General features: G+C 72.6%; 17 protein-coding genes. 9 read left to right on the top strand and 8 right to left on the bottom strand.

The genetic code is table 11. The features are described from left to right. Positions 1–26: 26 nt before the first annotated feature. A complete protein-coding gene (locus ACZ7MF_RS24950) occupies positions 27–4,412 on the bottom strand; it encodes a cation-translocating P-type ATPase (protein ID WP_471479859.1) in 4,386 nt (1,461 codons plus the stop codon). Between ACZ7MF_RS24950 and ACZ7MF_RS24945 the strand changes: the two genes are divergently transcribed. Beyond that, the gene (locus ACZ7MF_RS24945; RefSeq protein WP_471479858.1) at positions 4,393–5,061 is read left to right on the top strand and encodes a hypothetical protein; all 669 of its coding nucleotides are present in this window, start codon (positions 4,393–4,395) and stop codon (positions 5,059–5,061) included. The genes ACZ7MF_RS24950 and ACZ7MF_RS24945 overlap by 20 nt on opposite strands. A 269-nt stretch (positions 5,062–5,330) precedes the next feature. Here ACZ7MF_RS24945 and ACZ7MF_RS24940 read toward each other — a convergent pair whose 3' ends face one another. After that, entirely contained in the window at positions 5,331–6,227 is an 897-nt protein-coding gene (locus ACZ7MF_RS24940) for an MmyB family transcriptional regulator (RefSeq protein WP_471480122.1), read from the bottom strand. Between the two features lie 110 nt (positions 6,228–6,337). Between ACZ7MF_RS24940 and ACZ7MF_RS24935 the strand changes: the two genes are divergently transcribed. Together ACZ7MF_RS24935 and ACZ7MF_RS24930 are read left to right on the top strand one after the other, a co-directional pair. Continuing rightward, a complete protein-coding gene (locus ACZ7MF_RS24935; RefSeq protein ID WP_471479856.1) occupies positions 6,338–7,771 on the top strand; it encodes an MFS transporter in 1,434 nt (477 codons plus the stop codon). A gap of 124 nt (positions 7,772–7,895) precedes the next feature. Further along, the gene (locus ACZ7MF_RS24930) at positions 7,896–8,972 is read left to right on the top strand and encodes a chitinase (RefSeq protein ID WP_471479854.1); all 1,077 of its coding nucleotides are present in this window, start codon (positions 7,896–7,898) and stop codon (positions 8,970–8,972) included. Positions 8,973–9,142: 170 nt separating this feature from the next. On the opposite strand, the gene ACZ7MF_RS24925 is transcribed toward ACZ7MF_RS24930, so the two are convergent. Next, positions 9,143–10,525: a glycine--tRNA ligase gene (locus ACZ7MF_RS24925; RefSeq protein WP_471479853.1), complete on the bottom strand. Its 1,383-nt coding sequence runs from the start codon at positions 10,523–10,525 to the stop codon at positions 9,143–9,145. Between the two features lie 160 nt (positions 10,526–10,685). Here ACZ7MF_RS24925 and ACZ7MF_RS24920 point away from each other — a divergent pair, with 160 nt between their 5' ends. The 4 genes from ACZ7MF_RS24920 (at position 10,686) to ACZ7MF_RS24905 (ending at position 13,893) form a co-directional block, all read left to right on the top strand. Further along, positions 10,686–11,666 carry a zinc ABC transporter substrate-binding protein gene (locus ACZ7MF_RS24920; RefSeq protein ID WP_471479851.1) on the top strand — a complete coding sequence of 327 codons (981 nt, stop codon included), beginning with the start codon at positions 10,686–10,688 and terminating at the stop codon, positions 11,664–11,666. A 61-nt stretch (positions 11,667–11,727) separates the two neighbouring features. Next, positions 11,728–12,498: a metal ABC transporter ATP-binding protein gene (locus ACZ7MF_RS24915; RefSeq protein ID WP_471479850.1), complete on the top strand. Its 771-nt coding sequence runs from the start codon at positions 11,728–11,730 to the stop codon at positions 12,496–12,498. A gap of 13 nt (positions 12,499–12,511) precedes the next feature. Next, on the top strand, positions 12,512–13,414 hold the full coding sequence (locus tag ACZ7MF_RS24910) for a metal ABC transporter permease (RefSeq protein WP_471479848.1): 903 nt from the start codon (positions 12,512–12,514) through the stop codon (positions 13,412–13,414). 62 nt (positions 13,415–13,476) lie between these two features. Beyond that, positions 13,477–13,893, top strand: coding sequence for a Fur family transcriptional regulator (locus tag ACZ7MF_RS24905; protein WP_328560358.1), 417 nt, complete (start codon positions 13,477–13,479; stop codon positions 13,891–13,893). On the opposite strand, the gene ACZ7MF_RS24900 is transcribed toward ACZ7MF_RS24905, so the two are convergent. Genes ACZ7MF_RS24900 through ACZ7MF_RS24880 form a run of 5 tightly spaced genes read right to left on the bottom strand, consistent with a single transcriptional unit; the run spans position 13,890 to position 16,760 of the window. Beyond that, positions 13,890–14,690, bottom strand: coding sequence for a YoaK family protein (locus ACZ7MF_RS24900; RefSeq protein WP_471479846.1), 801 nt, complete (start codon positions 14,688–14,690; stop codon positions 13,890–13,892). The two genes, ACZ7MF_RS24905 and ACZ7MF_RS24900, sit on opposite strands and share 4 nt — an antisense overlap. 27 nt (positions 14,691–14,717) lie before the next feature. Further along, entirely contained in the window at positions 14,718–15,548 is an 831-nt protein-coding gene (locus tag ACZ7MF_RS24895) for an isoprenyl transferase (protein ID WP_471479844.1), read from the bottom strand. Positions 15,549–15,566: 18 nt separating this feature from the next. Further along, complete coding sequence (gene recO / locus ACZ7MF_RS24890) at positions 15,567–16,313, bottom strand: DNA repair protein RecO (RefSeq protein ID WP_471479843.1); 747 nt, start codon at positions 16,311–16,313, stop codon at positions 15,567–15,569. A 22-nt stretch (positions 16,314–16,335) separates the two neighbouring features. After that, positions 16,336–16,557 (bottom strand): hypothetical protein, encoded by a 222-nt coding sequence (locus ACZ7MF_RS24885; protein ID WP_356860651.1) that lies wholly within the window; start codon positions 16,555–16,557, stop codon positions 16,336–16,338. Next, entirely contained in the window at positions 16,554–16,760 is a 207-nt protein-coding gene (locus ACZ7MF_RS24880; RefSeq protein ID WP_361000689.1) for a hypothetical protein, read from the bottom strand. Before ACZ7MF_RS24880 ends, ACZ7MF_RS24885 begins: the two co-directional genes overlap by 4 nt. A gap of 114 nt (positions 16,761–16,874) precedes the next feature. Here ACZ7MF_RS24880 and ACZ7MF_RS24875 point away from each other — a divergent pair, with 114 nt between their 5' ends. Further along, the gene (locus ACZ7MF_RS24875) at positions 16,875–17,708 is read left to right on the top strand and encodes a helix-turn-helix domain-containing protein (RefSeq protein ID WP_471479841.1); all 834 of its coding nucleotides are present in this window, start codon (positions 16,875–16,877) and stop codon (positions 17,706–17,708) included. Continuing rightward, a complete protein-coding gene (locus ACZ7MF_RS24870; protein WP_471479839.1) occupies positions 17,690–17,926 on the top strand; it encodes a DUF397 domain-containing protein in 237 nt (78 codons plus the stop codon). Before ACZ7MF_RS24875 ends, ACZ7MF_RS24870 begins: the two co-directional genes overlap by 19 nt. Position 17,927 lies beyond the last annotated feature (1 nt).

Genomic DNA, 17,927 nt, shown 5'->3' with positions numbered 1-17,927 from the left:
GCGGAGGCCGGTCTCGGCGCCCCGTCTCAGCGCACCGCCTGCGGCAGCCGTTCCGCCACCTTCGGCCAGTACTTCATCACCGCGTCCTCCATCCCCGGCAGCGCCCGCTGTCCTGCCAGCGCCAGCACGATGGCCGCGGCCACGCCCGTCCAGGCGACCGGGCCCAGCGGGGTGCAGCCGAAGAGGCGGCTGGCGCCCGGCGTCTGGACGAGAGCGACCAGGGCGGCGGCCGAGCCGAGGGACGTGACCTGGACCAGGCGGCTGTCGCGGCGGTCGGCGAGGGTCTGGGCGAGCTGGGTGCCGACGACCGCGCACAGGGCCATGGTCGTCGAGCGGCGCCGCGTACCCGGCGTGAAGCGGCCGAACAGCCAGGCCGCGGTCGCCCCGAGCGCCGTGGTCAGGGCCCGGTGCCGGATCTGCCGGAGCAGGGGCTCGCCCAGCACCGCCGTGCCCAGCGGCGCGCCCGCGTCGGCGGCCTCCTGCTCCGGGTCCCCGGTCTTCGTCACCGCCACGGCCATCGCCGGGAACAGGTCGGTGAACAGGTTGACCAGCAGCATCTGGCGGGTGGACAGCGGGGCGGCGCCGCCCAGCACCGTGCCGAGGATGCCGAAGCCGACCTCGCCCGCGTTGCCGCCGATCAGGATGGCGATGGCGTCGGCGACGCTGTGCCACAGGGCACGTCCCTCGCGCACGGCCTCCACCAGCACGAGCAGGTCGTCGCCCGTGACCACCAGGTCGGCGGCGTTGCGGGCGGCGGCCGAGCCGCGGGCGCTGATGCCGACGCCGATGTCGGCGGCCCGGATCGCGGCGGCGTCGTTGGCGCCGTCGCCGACCATGCCGACGACCCGCCCGGCGTCCCGCAGCGACTCGACGACCTGGAGCTTCTGCTCGGGCGCCACCCGGGCCACGACGTCCGCGTCGCGCAGCATCCGGGAGCGGGCGGTGCGGTCGGCGGCGGCGAGTTCGTCACCGGTGACCACGACCGCGTCCTCGGGCCAGCCCAGGTCGACGGCGATGGCGTGGGCGGTCTGCGGATGGTCGCCGGTCAGCACCACGGGCCGTACGCCCGCCTCGCGCAGCCCGCGCACCAGCGCCGGGGAGGTCTCGCGGGCCACGTCGGCGAGCGCCAGCAGTCCGGCGAACTCCAGCTTCGACGGCGGCTGTTCGAGCACGTCGGCGGCCTTCTCGCCCTGCGTCAGGGTCCGCCGCGCCACCGCGATGATGCGCAGTCCGTGTCCAGCCAGCCGCTGCGCCGTCTCCAGGGCGTGCGCGGGCAGGCCGGCGCAGGCGGGCAGCACCGTCTCCGGCGCGCCCTTGACCACCAGCACGGCGGGGCCGGTCCCGTCCTCACGTCCGACGGCGGCGGCGTAGCCGCGGGAGGTCTCGAAGGGCAGACCCTCCTCCTGCGTCCACCCGGGATCGTCCCCGGCCGCGTCCAGGACGGCCTCGTCGGTGGCGTGCGTGGGCCGGGCGCCGTCGCCGTCCAGCCGGGGGCAGGCGCGCGCGGCGGTCCGTACGGTGTCGGCGGTCTCCGGGTCGCCCGCCCGGCGGACCGTGCCGTCGGTGCCCGCGACCCGGGACAGCCGCAGCCGGTTCTCGGTGAGGGTACCCGTCTTGTCGAAGCAGACGGTGTCCATCCGGCCGAGCGCCTCCAGCGTGCGCGGGGTGCGCACCAGGACGCCCCGGCGGCTCAGCCGGCGGGCCGCCGCGAGCTGGGCCACGGTCGCCACCAGCGGCAGTCCCTCGGGCACGGCGGCCACCGCCACCGACACCCCACCGGCGACGGCCTGCCGGATCGGCGCCCCGCGCAGCAGCGAGAGCCCCGTCACCGCGGCGCCGCCCGCCAGGGTGAGCGGCAGCGCCTTGCGGGTCAGCTCCTGGAGCCTGGCCTGCACTCCGGCCGCCGACGGCGTGCGGGCCGCCAGCGCGACCGCGCGCGCCGCCTCGGTGTGGTCGCCGGTGTCGACGACGACGGCGCGGGCCCGCCCGGCCACCACGGTCGTGCCCTCGAAGACCATGCAGTACCGCTCCGCCACCGGGGCGCGGGGTGCCGGGTCCACGCACTTGTCCACCGGCAGCGACTCACCGGTCAGCGCGGACTCGTCCACCTCCAGACCGTCCTCCCACAGCAACCGCGCGTCGGCGGGCACCACGTCGTCCGCCTTCAGCTCGATCACGTGGCCCGGATGCAGCTTGGCCGCGTCCACGATCCGCGGCTCGCCCTCCGTCGCGAACTCCGCGGTGTCCGGGTCGAGTTGCTCCTCGGTGACCCGGGCCTTCTGCTTCTGCTCCGCCAGCAGCCCGGACAGCGCCCGCTCGGCGCGCAGCCGCTGGAAGCCGCCGACCAGCGCGTTCAGGTCGAGGGCGCCGACCACGAGCAGCGCGTCGACGACCGATCCGAGGATCGCGGAGGCGGCCGAACCGACCGCGAGAACCGGGGTGAGCGGGTCGTCCAGTTCGCCGCGTACGGCCCGGGCCAGCTGCCACGACCAGCGGACCGGGGCCAGCACGGGCACCCGGCCCGCCCGGTCGGCGGCCGCCCGCAGCCGGGCCGTGGCCTGCTCCACGGTCGGCTCGGGTTCGCGCTCCCGCTCCAGCCGGTCCCGTACGTCCTCCGGGTCCAGCGCGTGCCAGGCGACCCGGGCCCGGGGGTGCGGGGCGCGGGCCGTCGCCACGCCGATCGCCGCCCGGGTGCCGGACAGCAGGGCCAGCGCCGCGCTCGCGTCGACCGGCGCGTGCCGCATTCCCAGCAGCGACGACACGCCGCCCCGGCTCCTGCCGCGCGCCTCGCCGACCGCGACCAGCAGTCCGGACAGCGCGGCCCCGGACCGGGCCAGTGTCTGCGACCGGCGCCCGACCGCACGCGCGACCGGCACCGCCCGCAGCACCCGCCACACGTCGGCGAGCCCCTGCGGCGCGAGCACGTCCGCGCCCCACGCCACCGGGCAGTCCCCGTCGGCCAGCGCGACGGCCACGTCCCCGGCGAGCAGCCCGGCCGACACGGACCCGTCGTCGCCGGGCAGCGGCCGTACGACGGTGACGACGCCGCCCTCTTCGCGCAGTCCGGCCACGACGTCCGCGAGCGGGCGTCCGGCGCCGACGACCTGGTCGGCGAGGCCGGTGAAGTCGGCCAGTGCCGGGTCCTCGACCATGACCACCCGCAGCCCCGCGCGCCGCGCCGCGTCCAGCACGTCCTCGGTCCACGGGTCCGCGCCCGCGTCCGGCACCCGCAGCGCGCTGGGGTGCAGGACGACCGTGCGGGCCATCTCCAGCTGCCGCAGCCGCCCGGGATCGCGCACCAGCACACCCGTGCGGGACAGCGCGGCGCTCAGTACGGCGTGGAAGGCGGCGGGCCCGTAGCGGGCGGCCTTGGGCGAACCGGCGAGCACCGCCTCCGCCGCCTCCGCCAGGTCGTGCTTGACCAGCAGGGTCGCGGCGGCGCCCGCCACACTGCCCGCCGAGGCGTGGGCGGCGTAGTCCTGGGCCCGGGAGGTGCGCGGCGGCGGACGCAGGGCCGGGACGGCGGGCAGGCTGTCGCGGCCGGGGACGCACAACCGGTCGTGCACGACCTCGAAGGCGGCCCCCCGCGCCACCGCCTCCGTCAGCTGGCACACGCGCAGCGCCCCGTCGAGCACCAGTGAGGTGGGGCTCTGCCCGGCGCCGTGGACGGCGGCGTTGGCGGCGGCCAGCGCCACGTCCATGCGGTGGTCGCCGAGCCGCTCGCGCAGCCAGGCGCGGAAGGCCGGGTTCTCGCGCAGCAGCGTCGCTACGGCGGTGACCAGGCGGGGTGAGGGCGGCAGCCGCAGCCGCGCGCCGGTCACGGCGGCGGCGATGCCCAGCACGTCGGCGCCGAGCGCGGCCGCGGCGACGCGCACCGGGGCCGGGTCGCCTGGGTGGTCCGGCTCGTCCACCAGATCGTCCGGGACGTTCGAACCCGTGGCGGCGGACTGGTCCGCCCGGGTGAGTCCGTGGCGTTCGGCGAGTTCGGTGGCGTGGTCCACGACGCGGTCGGTGAGCGTGTCCCCGGTCGCGGTCACCACCAGTCTGGCGAGACCGGTGTCCCAGTAGGCGAGCAGCACGTCCGGGTGCTCGGCCAGTGCCGCCGCCACCCGCCGTCCCACCCGCTCCGTACCGCCCGCCCGGCGCACCTCGTCCCCCGCGACCGGCCGCAGCGCGAGGTGCGCCCGGGGTCCGGCCCGCCAGTCCCGCGATCCGCCGGGCAGCGCGGCGCGGGCCACCCGTGCCGCCCGTGCCGCGAAGTCGGCGCCGCGCACACCGGCCCGCGCGGTGCCCGCCGCCGCCCCGGCCGCGGCGCCCACCGCGGGCGCGGTGCCGCGCGCGAGCAGCCGGGGCCCGGCCAGCACGAAGCCCGTGACGGCGTCCTGGGAACGCGTGAGCAGTCCGCCGGCCATCGCTCTCCCTCAGCCGGACGTGCGGGTGCGCGACGCGGCGGCCGTCTTGCGGCTGCGGCTCCCGCTCCGGCTGCCGCCCGAGGAGGAGGGCCGGCTCGAGGACGCCTTGGTCCCCGACTGGCTCTTGGCCCGGGTGGGGGACGCGGTCTTCTTCGCGGCGGACTTCTTGGCGGGCGACTTCCTCGCGGCGGCGGACTTCGCCGCCGTGGACCTGGTGGCCGCGGACTTGGCGGCCGTGGACCTGGTGGTCGTGGACTTGGCGGCCTTCCTGGCGCCGGTGGTCCGCTTCGCCGCGGCCGACTTGGCGGGGGTGGCCGTCCCGGCCGTCTTCGCCGCAGCCGTCTTCCCCGTGGCGGCCTTCGTCGCAGCCGTCTTCGCCGTGGCGGCCTTCGTCGCAGCCGTCTTCGCCGTTGCGGACTTCGCCGTGGCCGCCCTGCTGGTGGTCTTCCTGGCCGACGTCCGGGCAGGCTTGGTGTCGGCGGCACCCCGGGCCCCGGCCGCTCCCGTGTCCCCGCCCTTCGCCGCGCTCCCGTCGCCGCCCCGCCCGTCCTGCCCGCGCGGCTGCGTCAGCCAGGCCACCGCCGCCCCGGTGACCGCGACCGGCCACTCCACCAGTCCGGCGACGCCCAGCGCCCCGGCGCCCGTGTAGACGAGCACGCGCCGCCCGCGCGGCGACACCGCCCCGATCCTGTCCAGCGCGCCCTCGGCGGCCCTGCCCACCGTCCCGGCACCCGGCACCTTCCGCACCGCCGAAGCGGCCGCGTGCAACGGCCGCGGGAGTGTCCGCGCCGACTTCTGCTCAGCCATGACTGTTCGTCCTCGCCCTGTCCGTGCTGTGGGAACCCCGGGCTGTGCAACCCTGGGAAACCCCGGGAACATCACCTTCCGCATTTCCCCGGGTTCCCGCACTTCGGGCGCTCATCCCGACGCGGTCGGCTCCCGCTCCAGGGCGATCGCGTGCAGCTTCTCCAGCCGCTCCCGGGACTTCTCGTCGGCCGGTGCGTAGGTCACCATCCGGGGCCCCGGTTCCGGTCCGAGCCACAGGTCGGTGTGGTCGACGCGGATCCGGCCGACGTGCCGGTTGAGGAACTCCTTGCGCTTGCCGCGGTGCGCGACCACCTCGTGCCGCTCCCAGGCCTCGCGGAAGGCGGGCGACTGGGTGCGCAGCCGCTTGAGCAGCATCTTCCAGGCGGGCTCGGCGAGATGACCGGCCATCGTGGCGCGGAACCGGGCCGCCATCAGCCGCTGGGTCTCCTCCAGATGGACGATGGAGGACCCCCAGTCCTCGTGGGTGAAGCAGAGGACCATGCAGTTGCGGTCCTCGGGCGGCACCGCGGCCAGGTCGCACAGCAGCAATCCGTACGTCCGGTTGTGGGCGAGGATGTCGTACCGGCTGTTCTGCACGCAGGCGGGGTACGGCTCGAACTGCTCCAGCAGGGCCCGCACCCCCGGCGTGATGGCCGGGCAGTCGGTCGCGGGCGTCGGGTCGACGGACCCCGCCAGCTGGAAGAGGTGGGCGCGCTCGGTGGGGTCGAGCAGCAGGGCGCGGGCGAGGGCGTCGAGAACCTGCACGGAGACCTGGATGTCCCGGGCCTGCTCCAGCCAGGTGTACCAGGTGACGCCGACGGCCGAGAGCTGGGCGACCTCCTCGCGCCGCAGCCCCGGGGTCCGGCGGCGGCGTCCGCGGGGCAGCCCGACCTGCTCGGGCGCGATGCGCTCGCGGCGGCTGCGCAGGAAGGCGGCGAGTTCGTGGCGCCGGATCTCCGAGCCGGTGTCCCGGGGCGGGACCTGCGCCACCGTCTCCTGACCCGTCATCATCGTCATGCCTCCAGGGTGCCGCGCCCGGAAGCCTGTTGCCAGGTACTCCTACTACCAGCATAAGAAGACTCTGGTACCACTCTGGAAAGAGTCGCAGCCTCGACCACGTGACCGAAACCATCACTTCACGTCCCGTCCGTCCGGGCACCCCAAAAGCGCCGCCCGCGCTCGGCGGCCTCGGGCTCTTCACGGTGCTGCTGGCCGCGGCACTCCCGCTCGTCGACTTCTTCATCGTCAACGTCGCCCTGCCCACCATCGGCGCGGACCTCTCCGCGAGTGAGGCGGTCCTGGAACTGGTCGTCGCCGGATACGGGGTGGCGTACGCCGTACTGCTGGTCCTCGGCGGCCGGCTCGGCGACCTCTTCGGCCGGCGCCGCCTGTTCCTGGGCGGCATGGCGGCCTTCGGGCTGACCTCACTGGCCTGCGGCCTGGCACCGGACGCCTGGTCGCTGGTGGCGGCACGGGTGGCGCAGGGCGCCTCGGCCGCCGCGATGCTGCCGCAGGTGCTGGCGACCATCCAGGCGACCACGTCCGGTCCCCGGCGCGCGAAGGCCATGGGCCTGTACGGGGCCACGGCCGGCCTGTCGATGGTGGCCGGCCAGATCCTCGGCGGCGTCCTCGTGGCCGCCGACATCGCGGGCACCGGCTGGCGTTCCGTCTTCCTGGTGAACGTCCCGGTCGTCCTCGTGGGCCTCCTCCTCGCCGCCCGCGCGGTCCCGGAGACCCGCTCCGCGCGCCCCGAGCCGGTGGACGTCCCCGGCACCTTCCTGCTGGCCGCCTCGATCCTGACCCTGCTGGTCCCGCTGACCGAGGGCCGGGCGGCGGGCTGGCCGCTGTGGACGTGGCTGTCGCTGGCGGCGTTCCCGTGCGCGGCGGCGGCGTTCTACGCGGTGGAGCGCCGGGCCGACCGGGCCGGCCGTACGCCCCTCGTCCCCCCGAGCCTGTTCGCGATCGTCTCGCTGCGCCGCGGCCTCCTGCTCATCGTGCCGTTCTCGATCGGCTTCAGCGGCTTCATGTTCGTCATCGCGGTGGCGTTGCAGCAGGGCGCGGGCCTGGGCCCGGTGGCCGCGGGCCTGGCCCTGGCACCGCTGGCGGTGGTGTTCTTCCTCTTCTCCCTCGCCGGTCCCCGGCTGGTCGCCCGCTACGGCACCCGCGTCGTGCCCACCGGCGCCGCCCTCCAGGGGGTGGGCCTGGCCCTGATGACGCTGGCCGCGTGGCGCTCCTGGCCCGACCTCGGCCTGGTGGAACTCCTGCCGGGCGCGGCGGTCGCGGGGGCGGGCCAGGCGCTCCAGCTCCCCGTCATCTTCCGGGTCGTCCTGTCGGAGGTCCCGGCGGTACGCGCGGGCGTCGGCAGCGGCGTCATGATCACCACCCAGCAGTCCTCGCTGGCCCTGGGCGTGGCCACCCTGGGCACCCTGTTCCTGTCGTTGACCCCGGACAAGGGCATGCGGGACGCCCTGGTGACGACGCTGCTGGTCCAGCTGGCGGCGGTGGCGCTGACCGGCCTGCTGGCCCTGCGCCTGCCCCGGACGATCGACTGACGCCCCGCTGAGCCGTACCCGCTTCTTGGTCCAGACCTCTTGACGAAAGGTCTGGACCACAGCACTGTCATGCCTACGACATTCGAGCGAGCTCCCTCACCGATCCCCCACCGGGAGGCCCGGCATGATCCGCCGCAAGATCCGTCTACTGGCCGCCGCACTGGCGGCCACCGTTCTGGTCCCGCTGGGAGTCGCCACCGCGTCGGCGGCCCCCGGGGAGGCCGCCCCGGCCGGCGCCGCCGCCGACACCTGCGCCGTGAAGTCGAAGCCCACCGGCAAGGTCCTCCAGGGCTACTGGGAGAACTGGGACGGCGCCGCCAACGGCGTCCACCCGCCCTTCGGCTGGACCCCGATCACCAACCCCCAGATCGGCGCCCACGGCTACAACGTCCTCAACGCGGCCTTCCCGGTGATCCTCTCCGACGGGACGGCCCTGTGGGAGGACGGCATGGACAGCGGCGTGAAGGTGGCGACGCCCGCCGAGATGTGCGCGGCCAAGGCGTCCGGGCAGACGCTCCTGCTCTCCATCGGCGGCGCGACGGCCGGTATCGACCTCAACTCGACCGCGGTCGCGGACCGTTTCGTCGACACGATCGTGCCGATCCTCAAGACGTACAACTTCGACGGCATAGACATCGACATCGAGACCGGCCTGACCGGCAGCGGCAACATCAACCAGCTCTCCGCGTCCCAGTCCAACCTGATCCGCATCATCGACGGCGTGCTGGCCCGCATGCCCTCGAACTTCGGCCTGACGATGGCCCCGGAGACGGCGTACGTCACCGGCGGCAGCATCGTCTACGGCTCGATCTGGGGCGCGTACCTGCCGATCATCAAGAAGTACGCGGACAACGGCCGCCTGTGGTGGCTGAACATGCAGTACTACAACGGCAGCATGTACGGCTGCTCCGGCGACTCCTACTCGGCCGGCACCGTGCAGGGCTTCACCGCCCAGACCGACTGCCTGGACAAGGGCCTGGTCATCCAGGGCACGACGATCCGGGTGCCCTACGACAAGCAGGTCCCGGGCCTGCCCGCCCAGCCCGGCGCGGGCGGCGGCTACATGGCACCGTCGCTGGTCTCCCAGGCCTGGAACCACTACAACGGCTCCCTCAAGGGCCTGATGACCTGGTCCCTGAACTGGGACGGCTCGAAGAACTGGACCTTCGGCAACAACGTGAAGTCCCTACAGGGCCGCTGAGCCGAGAAGACCGAGCGGAGAAGCCCGAACCGAGACCCCGGACCCCCGAAAACCCGGGCCCCCGAAAACCCGAAACGCCCACCCCCCTCCCGACCGAGTCGGGTGGTGGGTGGGCATAGGCCGGGGGTCCAGGGGGCGGAGCCCCCTGGTACCTCAACCGGAACGGACGTTCAGCAGCCAACCAGCCGAGAGGCGAGGTACCCCTCGATCTGGTCCAGCGACACGCGTTCCTGCTTCATCGTGTCCCGCTCCCGCACAGTCACCGCGTTGTCGTCGAGCGTGTCGAAGTCGACGGTCACGCAGAACGGCGTCCCGATCTCGTCCTGACGCCGGTACCGGCGACCAATCGCCCCCGCGTCGTCGAACTCGATGTTCCAGTTCTGCCGCAGCGCCTGCGCGAGCCCCTTCGCCTTCGGCGACAGCTCCGGGTTGCGGGACAGCGGCAGCACGGCGACCTTCACCGGGGACAGCCGCGGGTCGAGCCGCAGCACCGTGCGCTTCTCCAGCTTGCCCTTGGCGTTCGGCGCCTCGTCCTCGATGTACGCGTCGAGCAGGAACGCGAGCATCGCGCGCCCGACACCGGCAGCCGGCTCGATGACGTACGGCGTCCAGCGCTCCTGGGCCTCCTGGTCGTAGTAGGAGAGGTCCTGGCCGGAGGCCTTGGCGTGCGAGGAGAGGTCGTAGTCGGTCCGGTTGGCGACACCCTCCAGCTCGCCCCACTCGCTGCCGCCGAAGGAGAAGCGGTACTCGATGTCGGCGGTGCGCTTGGAGTAGTGGGAGAGCTTCTCGGCCGGGTGCTCGTACCAGCGCATGTTCTCCTCACGGAGACCAAGGCCCGTGTACCAGTTCCAGCGCTGCTCCATCCAGTATTCCTGCCACTTCTCGTCCTCGCCCGGCTTGACGAAGAACTCCATCTCCATCTGCTCGAACTCGCGGGTGCGGAAGATGAAGTTGCCGGGCGTGATCTCGTTGCGGAAGGACTTGCCCATCTGGGCGATGCCGAACGGCGGCTTGCGCCGCGAAGTGGTCTGCACCTGGGCGAAGTTGGTGAAGATGCCCTGGGCGGTCTCGGGCCGCAGGTAGGCGACGGAGCCGCTGTCCTGGGTCGGGCCGAGGTGGGTGGAGAGCAGACCGGAGAACTGCTTGGGCTCGGTGAAGGTGCCCTTGTTGCCGCAGTTGGGGCAGTTGAGGTCGGCGAGGCCGTTCTCCGGAGCCTTGCCCTTCTTCTCCTCGTACGCCTCCTCCAGGTGGTCCGCGCGGAAGCGCTTGTGGCAGGAGGTGCACTCGGTCAGCGGGTCCGTGAAGGTGGCGACGTGACCGGAGGCCACCCAGACCTCGGGGGCCAGGATCACGGAGGAGTCGAGACCGACGACGTCCTCGCGCGAGGTGACCATGTAGCGCCACCACTGGCGCTTGAGGTTCTCCTTGAGCTCGACACCCAGCGGTCCGTAGTCCCAGGCGGCCTTCTGACCGCCGTAGATCTCACTGCAGGGAAATACGAAGCCACGGCGCTTGCTCAGGCTGACGATGGTGTCGATCTTGTCGGCGGCCACGGTGCTCTCTTCATTACGACGACGGGCGACGAAGCGAGATGCTTCCAGAGAATGCTTCAGGTTACCGGCGTGGGCAGCCCCACGGCCAAATCGGGGCCTCCCAGCTGCGGAATCGCCCGCTTGTTGACAACGGTTTCCATATTTGTTGAAAATGGGTGTCATGAACGTACGACGACGCCGCATATCCGGCATAGCAGTCACCGCGGCCACCGCCCTCGGCCTCGGGACCCTCTCCGCCTGCTCCAGCGACAGCTCGGCAGCGGGCAATACCGACAAGTTCGACGTCGTCGCGTCGTTCTACCCCATGGAGTACCTCGCCGAGCAGATCGGCGGGGACCACGTGAACGTCACCACGCTCACCGAGCCCGGCCAGGAGCCGCACGACCTGGAGCTGAGCGCCAAGCAGACCGCGCAGATGGGCGAGGCGGACGCGGTGCTCTACCTCAAGTCCCTCCAGCCCGCCGTGGACGAGGCGATCGCCCAGTCCGACGTGAAGACCAAGATCGACGCGGCCACGCTGACGAAGCTCGAGGACCACGGCAACGTGGAGCACGACCACGGCGGCGAGGAGCACGCGGACGAGCACGCCGAGGAGGAGCACTCCGAGGGCGGCGAGCACGCGCTCGACCCGCACGTCTGGCTGGACCCGGTGAAGTACGCCGAGATCGCCCAGGGCGTCGCCGAGTCCTTCGAGAAGGCCGACCCGGACCACGCCGACGACTACCGCAAGAACGCCGAGGCGCTGGCGAAGAAGCTGAGCGGCCTGGACACGGCGTACAAGGACGGCCTGAAGAACACGGCCACCAAGGTCTTCTTCACCAACCACGCCGCCTTCGGCTACCTCGCCGAGCGCTACGGCCTCACCCAGGAGGCCATCAACGGCCTCGACCCGGAGAGCGAGCCCAGCCCCGCCCGGATCAAGGAGCTCCAGGAGGAGGCCAAGGCCGACGGCGTCACCACCGTCTTCTACGAGACACTGGTGTCCGACAAGACCGCGAAGACCCTCGCCAAGGACGCGGGCCTGAAGACGGACGTCCTCGATCCGCTGGAGGGCATCACCGACAAGTCCAAGGGCGAGGACTACGTCGGGGTCATGGAGGCCAACCTCAAGGCGCTGGAAACCGCCCTCGGCGCCAAGTAAGCAGCCCGGCCGGGCAGCCCGACCGGGCGGCCCGGCCCGTTCGATCGTTACGGAGGACATCGTGAGCGACGAGTCCGTCATATCCCTGCGTGGCGTCCGCGCCGAGCTGGGCTCACGCCCCGTCCTGCGCGGCATCGACCTCACCGTGCGGCGCGGCCAGGTGGTCGCGCTGCTCGGCGCCAACGGCTCGGGCAAGTCCACGGCCGTACGCACGATCATCGGCCAGGTGCCGGTGACGGCCGGCGAGATCGCACTGTTCGGCACCCCCAGGCGCCGCTTCCGCGACTGGGCGCGGGTCGGCTACGTCCCGCAGCGCACCACGGCCGCGGGCGGCGTCCCCGCCACGGTGACCGAGGTGGTCTCCTCGGGCCGGCTCTCCCGGGCCCGCTTCGGCGTCCTGCGCAAGGCCGACCACGAGGCCGTACGCCGCGCCCTCGACCTGGTCGGCATGGCGGACCGCGCCAAGGACTCGGTGAACGCCCTCTCCGGCGGCCAGCACCAGCGCGTGCTGATCGCCCGCGCGCTCGCCGCCGAACCCGAACTGCTGATCATGGACGAGCCGATGGCGGGCGTCGACCTGGCCAGCCAGGAAGTACTGGCCGAGACCCTGCGCGGGCAGGTCGCGGCCGGCACCACCGTCCTCCTCGTCCTGCACGAGCTGGGCCCGCTGGAGCCGCTGATCGACCGGGCCGTGGTGCTCCGCGACGGCTGCGTCCTGCACGACGGCCCGCCGCCCGAGGCGGTCGGCCAGCACGCGCTGCCCGGCCACGACCACGTCCACCCGCACGCACCGGCGGGCGCCGAACCGATCCGCACCGGCCTGCTGAGCTGAGAAGGCGACGACCATGGAAATCCTGAACTACGCCTTCATGCAGCGGGCGCTGCTCGCGGCCGTCCTGGTGGGCATCACCGCCCCGGCCATCGGCATCTACCTGGTCCAGCGCCGCCAGGCCCTCATGGGCGACGGCATCGGCCACGTGGCGATGACCGGCGTCGGTCTCGGCTTCCTGCTCTCCTGGTCCCCGGTGTGGATGGCGACCCTGGTCTCCGTCCTCGGCGCGGTCCTCATGGAGCTGATCCGCTGGTACGGCAAGACCCGCGGCGACATCGCCCTCGCCATGCTCTTCTACGGCGGCATGGCGGGCGGCGTGATGTTCATCAACCTCGCGCCGGGCGGCTCCAACGCCAACCTCACCTCGTACCTCTTCGGCTCCCTGTCGACGGTCTCCGAGTCCGACGTGACCGCGATCTGCCTCCTTGCCGCCTTCGTGGTCCTCGTCACCGTCGGGCTGCGCCGCCAGCTGTTCGCCGTCAGCCAGGACGAGGAGTTCGCCCGGGTCACCGGCCTGCCGGTGCGCGTACTGAACCTGCTGACGGCCGTCACGGCGGCGGTCACGGTGACGGTCGCGATGCGCGTCGTCGGCCTGCTGCTGGTCTCCGCGCTGATGGTGGTCCCGGTGGCCGCCGCGCAGCAGCTCACCCGCAGCTTCGCCGCCACCTTCGCGGTCTCCGTCGCGCTCGGCGTGTGCGTGACGATCGGCGGCACGGTCACGTCGTACTACCAGGACGTGCCGCCCGGCGCGACGATCGTGCTGCTCACCATCGGCGCGTTCATCGCGCTGAGCGTGCTGGCCGCCCCGCTGGCCAGGCGACGCGCGCGGGCACTGGCCGCCGCGCGGCCCGCCGCGGATCCGGCGGAGTGCAAGATTCCGGCCACCAGGGGGGCCGCCGACGAGGTCGGCGTCTGACCGCGGGCGAACCGGGCTGGCACAATGGCCCGGCAAGCCGCGAAGACGTGAGGAGGAATCCAGTGACCACCGCTGGACCGCCCGTGAAGGGCCGCGCCACCCGGCAGCGGGCTGCCGTGTCGGCCGCCCTTCAGGAGGTCGAGGAGTTCCGCAGCGCACAGGAGCTCCACGACATGCTCAAGCACAAGGGCGACGCGGTCGGGCTCACCACGGTCTACCGCACCCTGCAGTCCCTCGCCGACGCCGGCGAGGTCGACGTCCTGCGCACCGCCGAGGGCGAGTCCGTCTACCGGCGCTGCTCCACCGGCGACCATCACCACCACCTGGTCTGCCGCGCCTGCGGCAAGGCCGTCGAGGTGGAGGGCCCGGCGGTGGAGAAGTGGGCCGAGGCCATCGCCGCGGAACACGGCTACGTCAACGTCGCGCACACGGTGGAGATCTTCGGCACCTGCGCCGACTGCGCCGCGGCGGGCGCCTAGGGGGCCTCGGGCCCGGCCGGCTGCGTCCCGGCCGGCCCCGGCCGCTCCCCCCGCTTCCGCGACTCCCGCAGCTCCTTCAGTTCCTTCGGCGGTACGGCCAGGTGTGCCGCCGCGAGGAGCAGCGCCACGGCGGCAATGACGAACAGCGCCCGCCCGGTGCCCAGCGGCACCAGCAGCAGGGTGCCCAGCACACCGCCCGCGAAGATCCCCGCCACGGTGGCCGTCCACCGCGTCCTGGCCAGCCGCTGCCGGGGCGACATGCCGCGCAGCGCCGCGCGCGGCTCCTTCAGTACGTCACTGACCAGCCGGGCGATGGCGGTCTGGCTCAGCAGCGTCGGCATCCCCGGCACGTCCAGGCGCAGCGCGGTGGCGGCGCGCAGCCCCATCGCCAGCGCGACCGCCCCGACGACCAGCAGGTCGGACCCGCCCACCGCGGCGGCTCCGCCACCGTGCCGCACCACCGCCACGGCCCCGCCGAGCGCCAGCAGCAGGCCCTCGCCGGCCAGCCCGACGGCGAACCACGACCGCCCGCGCGCCGCGACCCGCATCAGCACCACGGCCCCCGCACCGGCCCCCACCAGGAACGCCCCGATGGCGGTGGCGGGCCGCGCCACCGGCACGTCGCCCTCGCCGGCCAGCGCGAACGCCAGGAACAGCACGTTGCCGGTGGCGAGCGCGCAGAAGACCTTGCCCATGGTCAGGAAACTGACGGCGTCCACGGCGCCCGCGAGCACCGTGAGCACCGTCATCACCGCGGTACGCCGGGGGTCGCGCGGGGCGGCGGAGGACTCGGACATGCGGTCAGCATGCCCCAGCGGAGGCCACTACGCCTGCTTGCCCTCCATGGCGAGCAGCTCCTCGTTGGGGATGGCCCCGCCGAAGCGGCGGTCCCGGGAGGCGAACTCCAGGCAGGCCCGCCACAGGTCCCGCCGGTCGAAGTCGGGCCACAGGACGTCCTGGAAGACCATCTCCGCGTACGCGCTCTGCCAGAGCAGGTAGTTGGACGTGCGCTGCTCCCCGCTCGGCCGCAGGAAGACGTCCACGTCCGGCATGTCCGGGTAGTACAGGTACTTCGCGAGCGTCTTCTCGTTCACCTTCGACGGGTCGAGCTTCCCGGCCCGCACGTCCTCCGCGAGGGCCTGCGCCGCGTCGGCGATCTCGGCCCGCCCGCCGTAGTTCATGCAGAAGTACAGCGTGAGCCGGTCGTTGTCCTTGGTCTGCTCCTGCGCGACCTGGAGCTCCTTGGCCACCGACTTCCACAGCCTGGGCATCCGCCCCGCCCAGCGCACCCGCACCCCCAGCTCGTCGAGGGTGTCGCGGGACTTGCGGATGAAGTCGCGGTTGAAGTTCATCAGGAAGCGCACCTCTTCCGGCGAGCGCTTCCAGTTCTCGGTGGAGAAGGCGTACAGGGAGATGTTCCCGACGCCCATCTCGATCGCGCCCTGGAGCACGTCCATGACCTGCTCGGCACCGACCTTGTGCCCCTCGGTGCGCGGCAGCCCGCGCTCCTTGGCCCAGCGCCCGTTGCCGTCCATGACGATCGCCACGTGCCCCGGAACCAGGTCACCGAGCTTCGGGGGCCGCGCGCCGGAGGGGTGCGGCTCCGGCGTCCTGTACTCCCGGCGCTGCCGCCCCAGAATCCCGCGTACGGCCATATCGGTTCTCTCCTACTTCTACTTCTCGACGTACCGCAGGGAGCGAAGTCCCCGCTCCAGGTGCCAGTGCAGGTAGGCGGAGACCAGTCCGCTCCCCTCCCGCACGTACCGCGGTTCGGCCGCGTCCGCCGTACCCCAGTCTCCCGCAAGCAGCGCCCCCAGCAGTTCCAGGGCCTGCGGCGAGGGTACGACGCTGCCGGGCACCCGGCAGTCGACGCAGACGGAGCCGCCCGAGCCGACCGAGAAGAACCGGTTGGGACCGGGCAGACCGCACTTCGCGCAGTCCCCGAAGGTCGGGGCGTACCCGTTCACGGCCAGCGAGCGCAGCAGGAACGCGTCCAGCACCAGCGTCGGCGCGTGCTCGCCCCGGGCGAGGGTCCTGAGCGCGCCCACGAGCAGCAGGTACTGCTGCACCGCCGACTCGCCCTCGTGGTCGGTGAACCGCTCGGCCGTCTCCAGCATGGCGGTCCCCGCGGTGTACCGCGCGTAGTCGGTGACGATCCCGCCGCCGTAGGGCGCGATCGTCTCACTCTGCGTGCACAGCGGCAGCCCGCGCCCGACCAGCTCGCTGCCCTTCGAGAAGAACTGCACGTCCACGTGCGAGAACGGCTCCAGCCGCGCGCCGAACTTCGACTTCGTGCGCCGCACCCCGCGCGCCACGGCGCGTACGCGCCCGTGACCGCGCGTGAGCAACGTGATGATCCGGTCCGCCTCACCCAGCTTCTGGGTGCGCAGCACGATGCCGTCGTCGCGGAACAGACTCATGCCGCCCATTCTCGCGCATCCTTCAAGGCACCTCGCCACGGCTTCGGGCGTTGGTGTACGCCGTCGCCGCGCTGAGCCGCTCGGACGCGGTGGCGTGGCGTACGTCACCCGGCTCGGCGTCCCACTCCCGACCTCCGCCGTACGGCCGCATCTGCACGTACGGCCCTTCGTGTCCCATGACGATCCCGACCCGGCCACTGCGGATGTCCACCGCGTAGACCCCGACGGGCGGCGTCGTAGTCACCGCAGCACCGCCGCGAGGCGCTGCGCGGTCTCCACGGAACACCGGCCCAATTCGACAAGCGGGCAGGGTGCCTCCCGCGCAAGACTCACCGGGTCGAGCCCGAGTGAGGGCAGAATAATTCCTGCCTCCGCGAGCGCCGCGCGCAATTCTTTCACCGTGTCCTCCGCTCCTTCGACGCAGAGCGCCGAGTGCCGTGCTTCCACCGCTTTCCCCTCCCTTTACGGTTTCACTCTTCGTGTCCCCAGAATGCCGCGACGTGCCTACACTCGGCAGGAGTACGTGCACTACAAGTGCGGGTCAGCGCATGGGGGTTGGTTATGGCCAATGGTTCACGGCAGGCCGCGTGGGAGTTCTTCGGAACGGAACTGAAACGGCGGCGGGAGGACGCCGGAATCACCCAAGTAGAGCTGGGCGCACGCGTATTCGTCTCCGGCGGCTACATCGGCCAGTTCGAACAGGCAATTCGCAAACCGCAGTTGGACGTGGCCCAACGGATCGACGAGACACTACAAACCGACGGTATTTTCGAGCGGCTGTGGAAGAAGCTCATCAAGGACCAGCCGTATACGGAGTACTTCGCGCACGCGGCGGAGCTGGAACGACTGGCGACGAGTATCTGCGAGTGGGCACCCGCAGTGGTTCCGGGGTTGTTGCAAGCCTCGGGGTACGCCCGAGCGCTCTACCTGGCCAGCAATCCGCTGTCGCCGGACGAATGGATCGAGGAGATGGTCAGCCTCCGCATGGACCGCACCCGGCTCCTCAAGGACGCCACACGCCCCCTGTATTGGGCTCTGCTGCATGAGGCCGTACTGCGCGTCCCGGTCGGCTCCCCCGTCGTGATGGCCCAGCAACTGGAGCATGTCACGGAGCTGGTGCGCGCTCGCAAGATCCTGGCCCAGGTACTGCCGTTCTCCGCCGGAGCCCATCCGCAGATGGGCAAGGCAATGAAGCTCATGGAGTTCGAGGACGCCCCGCCGACCGTCTATACAGAGGGCGTGCTGTCGGGCAGTCTGCTGGACGATCCGGCAGTAGTGAAGCGGGCACAGGCGGATTACGATCTTCTCAGGGTCACGGCTCTGCCACTGGAGGCGTCCCTGGACATGATCGAGGCGGCGGCGGAGGGCTACAGACGATGCGCGGGTACGACCTGACCAACGCTTGCTGGCGCAAGAGCAGCTACAGCGGAGGAAGCGGCGGCGAGGACTGCCTCGAAGTCACCGACACAGTCCCCGGCGTCATACCCGTCCGGGACAGCAAGGTGGCCGACGGCCCAGTCGTCGTCATCGGGTCGGCGGCCTGGACGGAGTTCGTACGCACCGTGGGGGCCGCCCGCTTCCTTGCCGGTGTCGTGCCTCCGCGACCCGAGTAAG

It is taken from the genome of Streptomyces sp. NPDC111628 (assembly GCF_055635195.1).
The sequence above is the reverse complement of the archived record's forward strand: the minus strand, read 5'-3'. Positions and strand labels throughout refer to the sequence as shown.